Source organism: Microbacterium sp. SORGH_AS_1204 (assembly GCF_030818935.1).
Taxonomy (GTDB): Bacteria; Actinomycetota; Actinomycetes; order Actinomycetales; family Microbacteriaceae; genus Microbacterium.
Map to the genome: position 1 here is coordinate 3025666 of NZ_JAUTBD010000001.1, position 17036 is coordinate 3042701.

Annotated in this window: 10 protein-coding genes; 2 read left to right on the plus strand and 8 right to left on the minus strand. The window is 69.7% G+C overall.

Annotated features, from left to right (window positions below):
* Nucleotides 1-3: 3 nt before the first annotated feature.
* On the minus strand, nucleotides 4-1116 hold the full coding sequence (locus QE410_RS13970) for an ABC transporter (RefSeq protein WP_307333131.1): 1113 nt from the start codon (nucleotides 1114-1116) through the stop codon (nucleotides 4-6).
* Between the two features lie 119 nt (nucleotides 1117-1235).
* On the opposite strand from QE410_RS13970, the gene QE410_RS13975 reads away from it, so the two are divergent.
* Complete coding sequence (locus QE410_RS13975; RefSeq protein WP_307333133.1) at nucleotides 1236-1826, plus strand: hypothetical protein; 591 nt, start codon at nucleotides 1236-1238, stop codon at nucleotides 1824-1826.
* 12 nt (nucleotides 1827-1838) lie between these two features.
* On the opposite strand, the gene QE410_RS13980 is transcribed toward QE410_RS13975, so the two are convergent.
* The 5 genes from QE410_RS13980 to QE410_RS14000 form a co-directional block, all read right to left on the minus strand.
* Nucleotides 1839-2453 carry a hypothetical protein gene (locus QE410_RS13980; protein WP_307333135.1) on the minus strand — a complete coding sequence of 205 codons (615 nt, stop codon included), beginning with the start codon at nucleotides 2451-2453 and terminating at the stop codon, nucleotides 1839-1841.
* Between the two features lie 206 nt (nucleotides 2454-2659).
* A complete protein-coding gene (rpoC, locus tag QE410_RS13985) occupies nucleotides 2660-6535 on the minus strand; it encodes a DNA-directed RNA polymerase subunit beta' (RefSeq protein WP_307333137.1) in 3876 nt (1291 codons plus the stop codon).
* Between the two features lie 56 nt (nucleotides 6536-6591).
* Nucleotides 6592-10089 carry a DNA-directed RNA polymerase subunit beta gene (gene rpoB, locus QE410_RS13990; protein WP_307333139.1) on the minus strand — a complete coding sequence of 1166 codons (3498 nt, stop codon included), beginning with the start codon at nucleotides 10087-10089 and terminating at the stop codon, nucleotides 6592-6594.
* Nucleotides 10090-10360: 271 nt separating this feature from the next.
* Nucleotides 10361-11977 (minus strand): urea amidolyase family protein, encoded by a 1617-nt coding sequence (locus QE410_RS13995; protein ID WP_307333141.1) that lies wholly within the window; start codon nucleotides 11975-11977, stop codon nucleotides 10361-10363.
* On the minus strand, nucleotides 11971-12723 hold the full coding sequence (locus tag QE410_RS14000) for a 5-oxoprolinase subunit PxpA (protein ID WP_307333144.1): 753 nt from the start codon (nucleotides 12721-12723) through the stop codon (nucleotides 11971-11973). The genes QE410_RS13995 and QE410_RS14000 overlap by 7 nt, the downstream gene beginning before the upstream one ends.
* A 148-nt stretch (nucleotides 12724-12871) precedes the next feature.
* On the opposite strand from QE410_RS14000, the gene QE410_RS14005 reads away from it, so the two are divergent.
* Nucleotides 12872-14539: an ABC transporter ATP-binding protein gene (locus tag QE410_RS14005; protein WP_307333146.1), complete on the plus strand. Its 1668-nt coding sequence runs from the start codon at nucleotides 12872-12874 to the stop codon at nucleotides 14537-14539.
* Between the two features lie 475 nt (nucleotides 14540-15014).
* Here QE410_RS14005 and QE410_RS14010 read toward each other — a convergent pair whose 3' ends face one another.
* On the minus strand, nucleotides 15015-15974 hold the full coding sequence (locus QE410_RS14010) for an ABC transporter permease (protein WP_373459347.1): 960 nt from the start codon (nucleotides 15972-15974) through the stop codon (nucleotides 15015-15017).
* Entirely contained in the window at nucleotides 15971-16975 is a 1005-nt protein-coding gene (locus QE410_RS14015) for an ABC transporter permease (protein ID WP_307333148.1), read from the minus strand. Before QE410_RS14015 ends, QE410_RS14010 begins: the two co-directional genes overlap by 4 nt.
* Nucleotides 16976-17036: the final 61 nt, after the last annotated feature.

Genomic DNA, 17036 nt, shown 5'->3' on the forward strand with positions numbered 1-17036 from the left:
GTCTCAGCGCTGCGAGAGCTGAGGACCCGCCTCGAGCGTGCGCTCGTATTCGCGCTGGGCCTCGGCGTTGAGCTCGGTCACGCGACGGCCGCGAGCCGCCACCCAGGCACCGAACCAGATCGTCAGCTCACGGCCGAGCACGAAGGCGACGATCGCGAGAGGTGCCAGTGCGTTGTCCTGCAGCAGCTCGACCGACTGGCGCGCGGTGATCATCCAGAACGGGGCGGCCAGGAGCACACCGAGCAGGTACCCGGCCCAGGCCACCACGCCGACGACGAGGCCCCAGATCACCCAGTGCCCCCAGCGGCCGCGGTTGATGAGCGCGCCCAGGAACCAGAAGCCGACGTAGAAGGCGGCGGTCGGTACCCACAGCTCCCATGTGGTCAGGGCGGACAGCGCGGCGGTACCCAGTTCGGCGATCTGCAGGCCGTCGGTCAGCAGGCGCAGGCCCAGCGTCGCGGCCAGGTACAGCACGGCGAAGGAGAGGGCCGCGAGCAGGCCGATGGCGCCGGCGGCGCCGCGGTTGCCGCGGGGGCGGGGCGCCTCGGGCGCCTGCACGAAGATGGGTTGCGGTCCCCCGTAGGCGCGCGTCGGCTCCTCGGAGGAGGCACCAGCACCAGCACCGGCACCGGCACCGGCACCGGCGACAGCGGCGCCGGATCCCGCGACGACGGCGGTCTCGGCGGCGGGCGACGCACTGGTGCGGGTGTCGTCGTCGTGGCGCGGGTACGCGGTCGTCTGCTGCTCCGGCTCGGCGGAGGCGGCGTAGGCGGCCCAGCGGGCGTCCTCGTCGTCGAGGTCGACGGACGAGGTGGGTGCGCCGGCAGGCGCGGTCTGCGGCTCGATGGGCGACGCGTCGTGCACGACGGGCGCCGGGTGCTCCCGGCGGTCGGCGACGGACGCGGCGTCGCGGTGCTCGTGCTGCTCGCGTTCGTCCCACGCGGCCTCGGCGGCTCGGGGGTCGACGGCATCGCGGCGCGCGGCCTCGGCGTCGGCGAGTCCCTCGTGGGCTCGTCCGACGACGTCGTGCGCGTTGTCGGACGGTTCGGCGACGGGGTCGCCGTACGAGTCCTTCGGCGTAGCGACGCGGTCGCCGCCCGACGTGTTGTCGCTCATGGGGTCTCCTCACGCGGTGATTGCCGCGCAAGGCTAACCCGCCGGTGGCGACGAGACGCGCAGGCGTGCCGACGGAAGTGCGTCTCGACCGTGTCGGAACCTCCGCTTAGGGTGTTCCCATGTCCCGTCGCCCGCTCCGCCCGGCCGCCTCGGCGGCCCTCGTCAGCGCCGCCCTGCTCGCCCTGACCGCGTGCGCACCCGCCGCGGAGGAGGCGGCTCCCGACGCGCCGGCACCGGTGTCGACGTCTCCGACCCCGTCGAACATCCCCACCTTCTCGCGCGCCCCCACCGCGGTGCGTCTGCCCGCCGACTGCAAAGCGATGCTGTCGGCCGACGTCCTCTCGCAGCTGGGCGCCGTACCGCTGAACGACCCCTCGCTGGGTGTCGCCACGGGCGTGCAGCCCGACGGCTCGCTCATCTGCGTGTGGCGCGACCCCGCCGCCGACACGACCGGGCTCACCACCACCGTCTCGCGCATGGACCGCGGGCCCGCCCTCGACATGCTCAACGAGCTCGTGGCGACGCAGGGCTTCAGCTGCTACACCCCCGACGCGGGCACGCGCTGCGAGAAGACGTGGATCAACGAGACCTACCCGGTCAACGACGGTCGCACGCTCTACTGGCGCGACGACGTGCTGATCGACACCCAGTACTCCAACCTCGCCCCCACCGGGTACACCGCGAGCATCATCACTTCGATCTTCGGGTGATCCCGTGCGGCGTCATCCGCCGAAGAAGGCACGGGATGCCACGACCGCGGCGTAATCGGCCGGTGACCAGCCGCTGAGGGTCGATGACACCCATCGATCGCCGCGCAGGTCGTGCACTTCGTCCACCTCGCCCGAGACCCGCTCGCAGTGCGTCACGGCCGTCTGCGTCGCATCCGGTGCCGTCTCGCAGGCGAACCCCTGCGAGGAGAGGGTCGCGGCGGCGGCGGCAGAACCCTCCGGGGTGACGATCGAGACGGTCGTCTCGAGGAAGCGGCCGCCGACCCCGCGCCAGTGACAGGTGACGATCGTCGTCGGCGTCGCCGCGGCGACCGCCTCGGGCGTCGAGAGAGGGGCGGTCCGCCGCTGCGAGAGCAGCGCCTCCGGCGACCAGACGAGCGACGACCACATCGGCTGCGAGTACAGGTGACGACAGTCGGTGGCCGGCTCCGCCGGTTCGGCCTCCACCGTGGCGGGTCGGCCGGACGCCGCCCGGAGGGTGTCGCCGACGAAGGAGACGGCTCCCGGCACGCCGGGAGCCGCGAGCACCGCCAGCCCGGCCACCGCGGCGAGGCAGAACAGCCCCGCCGGCCATGCCAGCCACAGGCTGCGTCCACCGATCCGGGCCATGCATTCCTCCGCGACAACGGTAGGCGCACTCCCCCGGCCTCGACGGCACCCGACACGCCGCGTGGCGTACGCGTCACGAACGGGATACACGCCGGACACGACGAAGGCCCCCGGCATACGCCGGGGGCCTTCGGGGATCAGGATGCCGCGCCGAGGCATGGCATCCGTCGATCGGGTGGGGCCGGCACGCCGGCCCCACCCTTTGCTCAGTTGTACGTACCGGGCGTGAAGTCGTCCGTCGAGAAGCTGTCGAAGTCGACGTAGCTCAGGTCGGCGTCGGAGTACGCACCGTCGGACGCGAAGATGCGGTTGGGGTACCGCTCGCTCTTCGCCTCCTCCGTCGCCTCGACCGTGACGTTGCGGTACTTCGCAAGTCCGGTTCCGGCGGGGATGAGCTTTCCGATGATGACGTTCTCCTTGAGGCCGACGAGCGGGTCGCTCTTGCCCTCCATGGCCGCCTGCGTCAGGACGCGGGTGGTCTCCTGGAACGACGCGGCCGACAGCCACGACTCGGTCGCGAGCGACGCCTTGGTGATACCCATCAGCTCGGGACGACCCGACGCCGGGCGCTTGCCCTCGCCGACCGCCTCGCGGTTGATGGTCTGGTAGCGCTTGAAGTCCACCAGCTCACCGGGCAGCAGGTCGGTGTCGCCGTGGTCGACGACGGTGACCTTGCGGAGCATCTGTCGGACGATGACCTCGATGTGCTTGTCGTGGATCGGCACACCCTGCGAGCGGTACACGCCCTGGACGCCGTTGACGAGGTACTTCTGCACCTCGCGGGCACCCTGCACGCGCATGACCTCCTTGGGGTCGAGCGTTCCGACCTGGAGGGGCTCGCCGACCTTGACGTGCTGGCCGTCCTCGACGAGGAGCGTCGCACGCTTCAGCACGGGGTAGACGACCGGCTCATCGCCGTTGTCGGGCGTGAGGATGACCTTCTTGGCCTTGTCGGTCTCGTCGATCGTGATGCGGCCGTCGGCCTCGGCGATCGGCGACGCACCCTTGGGGGTACGGGCCTCGAAGAGCTCCTGCACGCGGGGCAGACCCTGCGTGATGTCGTCTGCCGAGGCGGAACCACCGGTGTGGAAGGTACGCATCGTCAGCTGGGTACCGGGCTCACCGATCGACTGGGCCGCGATGATGCCGACGGCCTCGCCGATGTCGACGATCTTGCCGGTGGCCAGCGAACGGCCGTAGCACTTCGCGCAGACACCGACGGCCGAGTCGCAGGTCAGCACCGAGCGGACCTTGATCGTCTCGACGCCACCGGCGACCAGCTTGTCGATGAGCACGTCGCCCACGTCGTCGCCGGCCTCGGCCAGCACGGTGCCCTGCGCGTCGACGACCGCCGTGGCGAGCGTGCGGGCGAACACCGAGTTCTCGACGTTGGCGTCCTTGACCAGCGAACCGGTCGAGTCGGCAGCGGCGATCGGGAGCTCGAGGCCCTTCGACGTGCCGCAGTCCTCCTCGCGGATGATGACATCCTGCGAGACGTCGACGAGACGACGGGTCAGGTACCCCGAGTCGGCCGTACGGAGGGCCGTGTCGGCCAGACCCTTACGGGCACCGTGCGTGGCGATGAAGTACTCGGCGACCGAGAGACCCTCACGGTACGACGAGATGATCGGACGCGGGATGATCTCACCCTTGGGGTTGTTCACCAGGCCTCGCATACCCGCGATGTTGCGGATCTGCAGCCAGTTACCACGGGCGCCCGACGACACCATGCGGTTGATGGTGTTGTCGGCGGGGAAGTTGTCCCGCATCGCCTTCTGGACCTCGTCGGTGGCCTCGGTCCAGATCTTGATGAGCTCCTGACGGCGCTCGGCGTCGGTGGTGAGACCCTTCTCGTACTGGCCCTGGACCTTCGCGGCCTGCTTCTCGTAGCCGGCGACGATCTCGCCCTTGTTGGGGGGCGTGAGGATGTCGCTGAGCGCCACGGTCACACCCGAACGGGTGGCCCAGTAGAAGCCGGCGTCCTTGATGCGGTCGAGCGATGCCGCGACCTCGACCTTGGGGTACTCCTCGGCCAGCTTGTTGACGATCTGCGACAGCTTGCCCTTGTCGGCCTGCTCGCGCACGAACGGGTAGCCCTTGGGGAGCGTGTCGTTGAAGATCGCCTGGCCGAGCGAGGCGTCGACGAGACCGTGCTTTTCGTAGCCCTCGGGCGCCTGGCCCTCGAGGAACGACAGACCGGGGATGCGGATGCGCGCCTTGGCCTGCAGGTCGAGGGTGCCCTCGTCCTTGGCCAGGATCGCCTCGCCCACCGAACCGAACGCACGGCCCTCGCCCACGGCACCCTCCTTGAGGGTGGTGAGGTGGTGCAGGCCGATGATCATGTCCTGCGAGGGCAGGGTCACCGGGCGGCCGTCCGAGGGCTTCAGGATGTTGTTCGAGGCGAGCATGAGCACGCGGGCCTCGGCCTGGGCCTCGACCGACAGCGGCAGGTGCACGGCCATCTGGTCACCGTCGAAGTCGGCGTTGAACGCCGCGCACACGAGCGGGTGCAGCTGGATCGCCTTGCCCTCGACGAGCTGGGGCTCGAACGCCTGGATGCCGAGACGGTGCAGGGTGGGTGCACGGTTCAGCAGCACGGGGCGCTCGCGGATGATCTCTTCCAGCACGTCCCAGACCTCGGGACGGTAGCGCTCGACGGCGCGCTTGGCGGCCTTGATGTTCTGCGAGTGGCCGAGGTCGATCAGGCGCTTGATCACGAACGGCTTGAAGAGCTCGAGGGCCATCTGCTTGGGCAGACCGCACTGGTGCAGCTTCAGCTGGGGTCCGACGATGATGACCGAACGACCCGAGTAGTCGACGCGCTTTCCGAGCAGGTTCTGGCGGAAACGACCCTGCTTTCCCTTGAGCATGTCGCTCAGGGACTTCAGGGCGCGGTTGCCGGTACCGGTGACGGGGCGACCGCGGCGGCCGTTGTCGAACAGGGCGTCGACGGCCTCCTGCAGCATGCGCTTCTCGTTGTTCACGATGATCTCGGGGGCACCGAGGTCGATCAGGCGACGGAGGCGGTTGTTGCGGTTGATCACGCGACGGTAGAGGTCGTTCAGGTCGGAGGTCGCGAAGCGGCCACCGTCGAGCTGGACCATCGGGCGCAGCTCCGGCGGGATCACCGGAACGACGTCGAGCACCATCGAGGCCGGCGACATGCCGGTCTGCAGGAACGAGTTGACGACCTTGAGGCGCTTGATCGCGCGGATCTTGCGCTGACCCTTGCCCTCCGAGATCTGCAGGTGGAGGCTGTCGGCCTCGGCCTGCAGGTCGAAGGTCTCGAGGCGACGCTTGATCGACTCCGCACCCATGTGGGCCTCGAAGTACTGACCGAAGCGGTCCTGCAGCTCGTGGAAGACGTCGTCCTCGGGCTTGAGGGCGCCGACCTCGAGCGTGCGGAAGTCCTCCCACACGCGCTCGAGCTTGGCGATCTGCTCGTCGGCGTTCTTGCGGGCCGCCGTCATGTCCTTCTCGGCGGCGTCCTTGACCTTCTTCTTCTGGTCGGCCTTGGCGCCCTCCGCCTCGAGGGCGGCGAGCTCCTCCTCGAGCTTGGCCAGGCGGGCGGCGATGCGGGCATCGCGGCGGTCGCCGAGCGTCTTCAGCTCGAGACGGATGTTGTTCTCCTGCGTGGCGAGGTCGCGGTGACGAGCATCCTCGTCGACCGAGATCACCATGTAGGCGGCGAAGTAGATGACCTTCTCGAGGTCCTTCGGCGCCATGTCGAGCAGGTAGCCCAGGCGCGAGGGCACGCCCTTGAAGTACCAGATGTGCGTGACGGGCGCGGCGAGCTCGATGTGGCCCATGCGCTCACGGCGGACCGAGCTCTTGGTGACCTCGACGCCGCAGCGCTCGCAGACGATGCCCTTGAAGCGCACGCGCTTGTACTTGCCGCAGGCGCACTCCCAGTCGCGGGAGGGTCCGAAGATCTGCTCGCCGAAGAGACCGTCCTTCTCGGGCTTCAGCGTGCGGTAGTTGATCGTCTCGGGCTTCTTGACCTCACCGAAGGACCAACGACGGATGTCGTCGGCGGTGGCCAGACCGATACGGATCTGATCGAAAGTGGTTGATTCGAGCACTGGTTCTCCTGTGTCGGAATTCTCTGAAATCTGAGCTGGGTCGCTGAGCTGGAAGCTCAGATCTCGTCGATCGACGAGGACTCGAAGCGGCTGGAGATGTTGATGCCGAGCTCTTCCGCGGCGCGGAACGCGTCGTCATCCGTGTCGCGCAGGTTGACCGCGGTGCCGTCGGCCGAGAGGACCTCGACGTTCAGGCAGAGCGACTGCATCTCCTTCATGAGCACCTTGAAGGACTCGGGGATGCCGGGCTCCTGGATGTTCTCGCCCTTGACGATGGCCTCGTACACCTTGACGCGGCCGAGGATGTCGTCGGACTTGATCGTCAGCAGCTCCTGCAGCGCGTACGCGGCGCCGTAGGCCTCGAGCGCCCACACCTCCATCTCACCGAAGCGCTGGCCACCGAACTGGGCCTTACCGCCGAGCGGCTGCTGGGTGATCATCGAGTAAGGACCCGTCGAACGCGCGTGGATCTTGTCGTCGACCAGGTGGTGCAGCTTCAGGATGTACATGTAGCCGACCGAGATGGGCGCCGGGAACGGCTCGCCGGAGCGGCCGTCGAACAGGCGCGTCTTGCCCGAGCGGTCGACCAGGCGGTCGCCGTCGCGGTTCGGGATCGTCGAGTCGAGCAGACCCGCGATCTCGTCCTCGAACGCACCGTCGAACACGGGGGTCGCGACCTTCGTGCCGGGCGCGGCCTCGCGGGCCGACTCGGGCAGCTGCGCGGCCCACTCCGGAGTGCCTTCGACCTTCCAGCCCTGCTGGGCGATCCAGCCGAGGTGGAGCTCGAGGACCTGACCGAAGTTCATTCGACCGGGGATGCCGAGCGGGTTGAGGATGATGTCGACCGGCGTGCCGTCGGCGAGGAAGGGCATGTCCTCGATCGGGAGGATCTTGGCGATGACACCCTTGTTGCCGTGGCGGCCGGCGAGCTTGTCGCCCTCGGTGATCTTGCGCTTCTGGGCGATGTAGACCACGACGCGGCGGTTGACGCCCGAGCCGAGCTCGTCGTCGCCGTCTTCGGCGTTGAACTCCTTGACGGCGATGATCGTGCCCTGCTCGCCGTGGGGCACCTTCAGCGAGGTGTCGCGGACTTCGCGGCTCTTCTCGTTGAAGATGGCACGGAGCAGGCGCTCCTCGGCGCTGAGCTCGGTCTCGCCCTTGGGCGTGACCTTGCCGACGAGGATGTCGCCGGGACGCACCTCGGCACCGATGCGGATGATGCCGCGGTCGTCGAGGTCTTTCAGCAGGTCGGGGCTGACGTTGGGGAGGTCACGGGTGATCTCCTCCTTGCCGAGCTTGGTGTCGCGCGCGTCGACCTCGTACTCCTCGATGTGGATCGACGACAGCGTGTCGTCCTTCACGAGGTCCTGGCTGAGGATGATCGCGTCTTCGAAGTTGTGACCCTCCCACGTCATGAACGCCACGAGGAGGTTCTTGCCGAGGGCGAGCTCGCCGTTCTCGGTCGCGGGACCGTCGGCGATGACCTCGCCGGCCTCGATGCGCTCACCGGCGGAGACCACGACGCGCTGGTTGTACGACGTGCCCTGGTTGGAGCGGTCGAACTTGCGCAGGAAGTAGTCCTGCGTGCCGCCCTCGTCGAGCTGGATGGTCACGACGTCGGCCGAGACCTCGAGCACCACGCCGGACTTCTCGGCGGTGACGACGTCACCGGCGTCGATGGCTGCGAAGCCCTCCATACCGGTACCCACGACGGGCGACTCGCTGCGCACGAGCGGAACGGCCTGACGCTGCATGTTCGCACCCATGAGGGCGCGGTTGGCGTCGTCGTGCTCGAGGAACGGAATGAGCGAGGTCGCCACCGACACCATCTGGCGCGGCGAGACGTCCATGTAGCCGATCTCGTCGACGGGGAACAGGTCGACCTCGCCACCCTGACCGCGGCGGGCGAGGATGCGGTCCTCGACGAAGTGGCCGTCGGCCTGCAGGGCGACACCGGCCTGGGCGACGATGTGGTCGCTCTCTTCGCTGGCGGTGAGGTAGTCGATCGTGTCGGTCACGCGACCGTCGACGACGCGGCGGTACGGCGTCTCGATGAAGCCGAACGCGTTGATGCGCGCGAACGAGGCGAGCGAGCCGATCAGACCGATGTTCGGGCCTTCAGGGGTCTCGATGGGGCACATGCGGCCGTAGTGCGAGGGGTGGACGTCACGGACCTCGACGCCGGCGCGCTCACGCGACAGACCACCGGGACCCAGCGCCGACAGACGGCGCTTGTGGGTCAGACCCGCGAGCGGGTTGTTCTGGTCCATGAACTGCGACAGCTGCGAGGTTCCGAAGAACTCCTTGATCGCGGCGACGACGGGGCGCACGTTGATCAGGGTCTGCGGCGTGATCGCCTCGATGTCCTGCGTGGTCATGCGCTCGCGGACGACGCGCTCCATGCGCGACAGACCGGTGCGGACCTGGTTCTGGATGAGCTCGCCGACGGCGCGGATGCGACGGTTGCCGAAGTTGTCGATGTCGTCGGTGTCGAGACGGATCTCGGCGGCCTGGCCGTTGCGCGTGCCGTCGAAAGTGACGTCGCCGCGGTGCAGGCGCACGAGGTACTTGATGGTCGCGACGATGTCGTCGACGGTGAGCACCGAGTCGCTCAGCGGCTTGTCGAGGCCGAGCTTCTGGTTGATCTTGTAGCGACCCACCTTGGCCAGGTCATAGCGCTTGGCGTTGAAGTAGAAGTTGTCGAGCAGCGCGCGGGCGGCCTCGGCGGCGACCTGCTCGCCCGGACGGAGCTTGCGGTAGATGTCGCGGAGCGCGTCTTCCTTCGTGAGGATGGTGTCCTTCGACAGCGTCTCTTCGATCGAGTCGAAGCCGGCGAACTCGGCGAGGATGTCTTCGCTGGTCAGGCCCAGGGCCTTGAGGAAGACGGTGACCGACTGCTTGCGCTTGCGGTCGATGCGCACGCCGACCTGGTCGCGCTTGTCGATCTCGAACTCGAGCCATGCACCGCGCGAGGGGATGACGCGGGCCGACACGATGTCTTTGTCGGAGGTCTTGTCGGGCGTCTTGTCGAAGTAGACACCGGGCGAACGCACGAGCTGCGACACGACGACGCGCTCGGTGCCGTTGATGATGAACGTGCCCTTGTCGGTCTGGAGCGGGAAGTCGCCCATGAAGACCGTCTGCGTCTTGATCTCACCGGTCTGGTGGTTCATGAACTCGGCCTCGACGTACAGCGGGGCGGCGTAGGTCTTGCCGCGCTCCTTGCACTCTTCGATCGAGTACTTCTCGGGCTCGAGGTAGGGGTTCGTGAACGAGAGCTGCATGGTCTCGCTGAGGTCTTCGATCGGCGAGATCTCCTCGAAGATCTCTTCCAGACCGCTGATCTCGGGGACGTCGGTGCGCCCCTCGGCCTGGGCCTCGGCGACGCGCGCCTTCCAGGCTTCGTTGCCGACGAGCCAGTCGAACGACTCGGTCTGCAGGGCGAGCAGATCGGGAACGGTCAGCTTGTCGGAGATCTTCGCGAACGAGAGGCGGGATGCGCCGCGTCCGCTCTTCGGGGTGGTGGTGGTGGATGCGTTGCTCGCAGCAGCCAAGGGAATAACCTCCAGAAGCCCGGGCGAGGGGCTCGTGATTCCTTGTCGTCAGGTGGAGTGCGTTCCTGCCCCGAAAACCCGCTCGTCGCACACCGCGGTGAAGCGGGGACGGGCAGGCTCAGCCGACCACCATATGAGGGCAGGGGGAATCGAGGAGCGCAAAGTCCAAGCATACGCGGGAGGACTCGCCGTGTCCAGTCGAATTCTTGACGCGTTTGCGGACCTGCGGTATAACCGCGGGCGCCCGCCCGGCATTCCCCTGCGACACGGGTCACATGCTGCGGAACCGCACCCGATCACCCGGACGCGCCTGCGCGAGCGCGTCGAGGGCGGCATCCGGAACTAACCCAATCACGGTATACCCGCCGGTGACGGGACCGTCGGCGAGCAGCACCACCGGCCGACCGTGCGGCGGCACTTGGACCGCCCCCGGACGCATCCCCTCGCTCGGCAGCTCGCCCGACCGCGCGCGCGCAAGGGCGGGACCGTCGAGACGGATGCCGACGCGGTCCGCGTCCGTCGAGACGGTCCACGTCGCAGCCGTCATCGCCTCAAGCGCTCCGGCGGCGAACCAGTCGGCACGGGGCCCCGCCGACAGCGGCACATCGATGAGCGCAGGCGGGACCGACCAGGGGAAGCCGTCCACGGTCGGGACAGGACCCGCCGGGGTTCCCGACCGGATGACGTCGCCCGCCGCCAACGGTGCCGGGCCGAGCCCCGCGAGCACGTCACTCGCCATCGAGCCGAACGCGGTGGACGAGATCACACCCCCGCGCACGGCCAGATACAGCCGGAGCCCGGCGCGGGCGGCGCCGATCGCCAGCGTGGCACCGGCCGGCAGATGCAGGGGCGCAGAGGCATCCACCGCCCGCCCGTCGACCGACACATCGGCGAGCGCTCCGGTGACGCACACCCAGGTGTCGTGCTCCGCCCGCGCCCGGAACCCGCCGAGCACGATCTCGAGTCCCGCCGCCGTCTCGGCGTTACCGACGAGGCGGTTGGCGACGCGCAGAGCCCCGCGGTGGAGCGCGCCCGAACGGGCGATCCCGAGCGCGGCGCGACCGGGACGACCGAGGTCCTGCACGGTCGCGGCTGCCCCGGGCGAGAGGATGCGCAGCGCGGGTGCGGCAAGTCGGTGACCAGCGGAGGACGAGGGAAGAGCGGAGGACGGATCACCGGCATCCGGTCCTCCGCTCGCCCCGAATCCTCCGCCGATCACCGCTGCCGTGGCGATGCGCGAGCGCTCCGGCACGAACCGCACGCGCGCCCGCGGGGGCAGCAGCACCGGGTCGGCGGCATCCGGATCGAACAGCACCGCCTCGGTCGAACCGATGAGCCGCCAGCCGCCGGGAGTCTCGCGCGGGTAGGCGCCGCTGAACTCGCCCGCGACGCCCAGCGCACCGGCCGGGACGCGCGTGCGCGGCGAGGCCAGACGCGGGACCTCGTACGGCCAGTCCGGGCTCACGAGGTAGGCGAAACCGGGCGCGAAGCCCGTGAACGCCACCGTCCACTCGGCGGCCGCGTGCCGGCGGACGAGCTCGGCGACGGGGATGCCGAGGGTCTCGGCCGTGGAGTCGAGGTCGGCGCCGTCGTAGCGCACGGGCACCTCGACGAGGGGGCCGGGGAGGATGGCATCCGGTCCCTGCTGGTCGCAGGACAGGATCCAGGCGTGCACGGCGTCGCGGGAGAGACGCGACGGGTCGAACGCGACGAGCACGGTGCGAGCGGCGGGGACGAGGTCGTCGACACCGTCCGGCGGGGCCGCGGCGAGCGCGACGTGCAGCTCCAGGACGGCGGCGAGGTCGGCGACCTCGGCCAGCACCGCCCGGTCCCCGAACGGCAGGAGCCGCACCCTCGATCCGGTCGCGCCACGGCGGGAGGTCACCACGGCGCGCGCACCTCGACGCCCGCGTCGTCGAGCGCGGCGCGCACGGCCCGTGCCATCGCGACCGCCGACGGGGTGTCGCCGTGCAGGCACAGGGATGCGGCATCCACCGCGATGCGCGTGCCGTCCACCGCCTCGATCTCGCCGTCACGCACGAAGTGCAGCGCACGCTCGGCGACGAGCTCCGGGTCCTCGACCACGGCGCCGGGCTCGCCGCGCGGAACGAGCCCGCCGCGCGCGGTGTATCCCCGGTCGAGGAACGCCTCGTGCACGAAGGCGAGGCCCACGGATGCCGCGGCGTCGGCGATCGCACCGTCCATGCCGAGTACGGGGAGGGCCCGCCCGAGGCGCGACGACAGGTCGGTCACCGCTGCGACGACGGCGCGAGCCTGCTCGGGGTCCTCGGTCACCGCGTGATACAGCGCGCCGTGGGGCTTGACGTAGCGGATGTCGGCTCCGGCCGCTGCCAGGGCGTCCAGCTGTCGAGCGACACTCTCGCGCAGCTCGTCGGGCTGGGGGTGACGTCGGACGCGGCCGAAGTTCTCGCGGTCGTCGTAGGAGGGGTGCGCGCCGACGGCGACGCCGAAGCGTACGGCGCGCTCCACGGCATCCGTCATCGACCGGGCGTCGCCCGCGTGTCCGCCGCACGCGACATTGGCACTGGACACGAGCGCGAACATGGCCTCGTCGTCGGCCGTCGGCATCCCGTCGACGGTCTCGCCCAGGTCGGCGTTGAGGTCCACGCGCATGCTGCCCACCGTATCGCCGCGTGAGGGGTCAAGAACTGTCGCCGAGCGGGCTCGCAGGCGACAGTTCTTGACCCCTCACGCGTTACGGGGGTGTGACGATCGGGCGGGAGGGGTGGGCAACGGCACCGCCGCGGGCGAGGATGGGGGGATGACCTCCGATGTCGCCGGTCCCCCCGCTCCGGCATCCCCCCAGCCCCTCCTCTCGGTCCGCGACCTGGCCGTCGACTTCGCCACCATGGACGGCCCCGTGCGCGCCGTCGACGGGCTGAACCTCGACGTCCACGCGGGCGAGACCATCGCGATCGTCGGCGAGTCCGGCTCCGGGAAGTCGACGACCGCGATGGCCATCATCGGCCTGCTGGCATCCGGTGGCCGTGTCGCCCGCGGGCAGATCCTGCTCGACGGCGAAGATCTCACGACCTTCGGCGAAGCCCGGATGCGGCAGGTGCGCGGACGGCAGATCGGTCTCGTGCCGCAGGACCCGATGTCGAACCTGAACCCCGTCGCGAAGATCGGCACGCAGGTCGCCGAGACGCTGCTCGCGCACGGGCTCGCCGACCGCTCGAGCGTCAAGGACAAAGTGGTCGAGGCGCTCGAGGCGGCGGGTCTTCCGGATGCCGGGAAGCGGGCGACGCAGTACCCCCACGAGTTCTCCGGCGGCATGCGCCAGCGCGCCCTCATCGCGATCGGCCTCGCGTGCCGGCCGCGCCTGCTCATCGCCGACGAGCCGACCAGCGCGCTCGACGTCACCGTGCAGCAGACGATCCTCGACCAGATCGACAAGCAGACGAACGAGCTCGGTGCCGCCGTGCTGCTGATCACCCATGATCTGGGGCTCGCCGCGGAGCGCGCGTCGAAGGTCGTCGTCATGCACCGCGGGCGCGTGGTCGAGCAGGGCCCGGCGCGGCAGATCCTCGAGGACCCGCAGCACGCGTACACGAAGTCGCTCGTCGCGGCGGCGCCATCGGTCGCGGCGGTGCGGCTGCGTCCGGAGGACTTCCGCGGCGACCGGGCGGTGGCGCCCGCGCGCGACAACATCGTCGAGATCGAGAACCTGACGAAGGTCTACCCGGTGCGCGGCCGCGGCGAGGACTTCCGCGCGGTCGACGACGTCTCGCTGTCGATCCCGCGCGGCCAGACGGTCGCGATCGTCGGCGAATCCGGCTCGGGCAAGACCACCACGGCTCGCATGCTGCTGAACATCGTCGAGCCGACCAGCGGCTCGATCACCTTCGACGGTCAGGACGTCGCCGCTCTGAGGGGCGACGCGCTCCGGCAGTTCCGCCAGAAGGTGCAGCCGATCTTCCAGGACCCGTACTCGAGCCTTAACCCCATGTTCACGATCGAGCGGATCGTCGAGGAGCCCCTCTCGTTCTACAAGCGCGGCTCGAAGGCGGAGCGTTCGAAGCGGGTGCGTCACCTGATGGACGACGTGGCCCTGCCGGCATCCATGCTTCGCCGCTACCCGTCCGAGCTGTCGGGCGGGCAGCGGCAGCGCGTGGCGATCGCCCGAGCCCTCGCCCTGTCGCCCGAGCTCATCGTGTGCGACGAGCCGGTGTCGGCGCTCGACGTGCTCGTGCAGGCGCAGATCCTCGACCTGCTCGGCGACCTGCAGCGCGAGTACGGCCTCAGCTACCTCTTCATCTCGCACGACCTCGCGGTGGTGCGCCTGATCAGCGACTACGTCTGCGTCATGAAGGATGGACGCCTGGTCGAGGCGGCATCCAGTGAAGAGGTGTTCACCAACCCGCGCGACCCGTACACGCGGCGCCTGTTGTCGTCGATCCCCGGCAATGAGCTGGGGCTGACCGGCTGAGGCGCCGGCGCACATTCGTGTGCGCGTCGGCGTACGTGCGGCACGAACCCCCGCTCGGACACGTCGACGCGCACGCCTCTCGCTACGTGTCCCACTTCGTGCAGAACTGCGGCGTCATTCCTGCACGAAGCGGGACATGACGGAGCGCGCAGCTGTCAGCCATGACGCTAGGCCGCCGTGGCGTGTCTGTCCGTCTAGGCGTGTCCCGCTTTGTGCAAGATTCCGGCGATGTAACTGCACGAAGTGGGACATTCGACGCGCCGAGAGCGTGCCCCACTTCGTGCAGGATCCCGGCGTCGTTCCTGCACGAAGTGGGACATGGATGCCGGGGCGGCGGCGCCGACGTCCCGGGATCGGCGCCGGCGGGACCGGGGGCGGGGCACCGGCCGGCGTGACCGGAGGCGGGGCACCGACCGGCGTGACCGGGGGCGGGGCACCGGCCGGCGTGACCGGGGGCGGGGCGCCGACCGGCGGGCTAACGCGCGCGGGTGCGGGGGTCCATCGCCTCGCGCAGCGACTCGCCGAGCAGCGTGAAGCCGAGCGCGGTCACCGCGATGCAGATGCCGGGGAGGAACGCCAGCCACGGGGCGATCGCGAGCTCGGCCTGCGCGTAGGTGAGCATGCGGCCCCACTCCGCGGTCTGCGGGAGACCGCCGCCGAGACCCAGGAACGACAGGGCCGCCGCGTCGATGACGGCGGTCGCGAGCGTCAGGGTCCCCTGCACGATCACCGGGCCGACGCTGTTGGGCAGCACGTGGGTCATCGTGATCGTGCGGCGGCTCAGGCCCAGGGTCTGGGCCGAGAGCACGTAGTCGGCGCCGCGCTGCTGCAGCATCGAGGCGCGCAGCAGGCGCGCGAACACCGGCACCTGCGAGGCGCCGATGGCGATCATGATCGCGAGCTGGCTCTGCCCGAGGATCGCGGCGATCGAGACGGCCAGCAGCAGGTTGGGCACCGACAGCAGGATGTCGACGAAGCGCATCACCAGCGAGTCGACCCAGCCGCCGAACATCCCGGCGAGAAGCCCCAGCGCCATGCCGCCGAGAAGGCCCAAAGCGGTGGAGATCACGCCGATCTGCAGGGACGCCTGCGCGCCCCAGATGAGCTTCGACAGCACGTCACCGCCGAAGCGGTCGAGGCCGAGCGGGAACTCCGCCAGCTCCCCCGGCCCGGGGATGTCGGTCGGGGTGATGAAGCGCTGACCGGGCAGCGACTCGGCCGGGTACGGCGCCAGCAGCGGCGCGAGAGCCGCGACGAGCAGGAACGCCAGCACGATGATCGCGCCGATCCACGCGACGGGGCTGCGACGCAGCCGCTGGAAGACGTCGTGCCAGAAGCCGCCGCGCGCTTGCGCGGCGAGCAGCTGGGCGTCGACCACGGCGTTGTCGTCGACGGGGCCGCCGCTGGGGGCGGGAGGGAGGATGCCGGAGCTCACTGGACTCTCACTCTCGGGTCGATGACGCTGTACGACAGGTCGACCAGCAGGTTGATGAGCGCGTACGCGATCGCGATGAAGATGATGAAGCCCTGCAGCACGGGGAAGTCGCGCGTGAAGATCGCCCGGGCCAGGAACTGCCCGATGCCCGGGAAGGCGAACACCGTCTCGGTGAGCACCGCGCCCGAGATGAGAAGACCCGCCTGCAGGCCCACGGTGGTGATGACGGGGAGCATGGCGTTGCGCAGGATGAAGCGGTTGCGCAGCGTCCCGGTGCCGATGCCCTTGGCGCGGCCCGTGCGCACGTAGTCGGCGTTCTGCACCTCGAGCACCGAGGCGCGCGTGATGCGCACGATGATGGCGAGCGGGATCGTGCCGAGCGCGAGGGCCGGCAGGATCAGGTGCAGGATGGCATCCCACGACGCGTCGAACTCGCCCGTGATCAGGCCGTCGAACACGTACAGGTTCGTATAGTGCGTCGCGTCGATGCGCGGATTCTGGCGGCCGTCGGAGGGCAGCCAGCCCAGCTGCACGGCGAAGACGTATTTCAGGATGAACGCGAGGAAGAACACCGGGATCGTGATGCCGATGAGGCTCAGCACGACGGCGGTGTGATCCCAGATCTTGCCGTGGCGGCGCGCGGCCCAGTAGCCGAGGGGGATGCCGATGCCCACCGCCACGATGAGGGCGGCGATCGAGAGCTCGAGGGTGGCCGGGAAGCGGCGCACGAACTCCTCGAGCACGGGGCGTCCGGTCTGGATCGACGAGCCGAAGTCGCCGGTGGCCAAGCGTCCGAGCCAGGTGAAGTACTGCACGTAGAGCGGCTCGTTGAAGCCGTACAGCTCGTTGATGCGCGCGACGGCCTCGGGCGTCGCCCGCTCACCGAGGAGGGCGACCGCGGGGCCGCCCGGTAGGGCGCGTACCCAGGCGAACAGCAGGATCGAGAGGCCGAACAGGGTCGGGATGAGCAGGAGCAGGCGCCTGCCGATGGTGCGGAGCACGGATTCTCACAGGGTGTCGGGAGCGGGGAGCGCGAACGAACCGCGGGCCCCGACGCCGGTG

Bases quoted from the DNA above. Each gene is read 5' to 3' on its own strand.
- QE410_RS13970 (WP_307333131.1), bottom strand. From the start codon at position 1,116: ATGAGCGACAACACGTCGGGCGGCGACCGCGTCGCTACGCCGAAGGAC.
- QE410_RS13975 (WP_307333133.1), top strand. From the start codon at position 1,236: ATGTCCCGTCGCCCGCTCCGCCCGGCCGCCTCGGCGGCCCTCGTCAGC.
- QE410_RS13980 (WP_307333135.1), bottom strand. From the start codon at position 2,453: ATGGCCCGGATCGGTGGACGCAGCCTGTGGCTGGCATGGCCGGCGGGG.
- QE410_RS14000 (WP_307333144.1), bottom strand. From the start codon at position 12,723: ATGCGCGTGGACCTCAACGCCGACCTGGGCGAGACCGTCGACGGGATG.
- QE410_RS14005 (WP_307333146.1), top strand. From the start codon at position 12,872: ATGACCTCCGATGTCGCCGGTCCCCCCGCTCCGGCATCCCCCCAGCCC.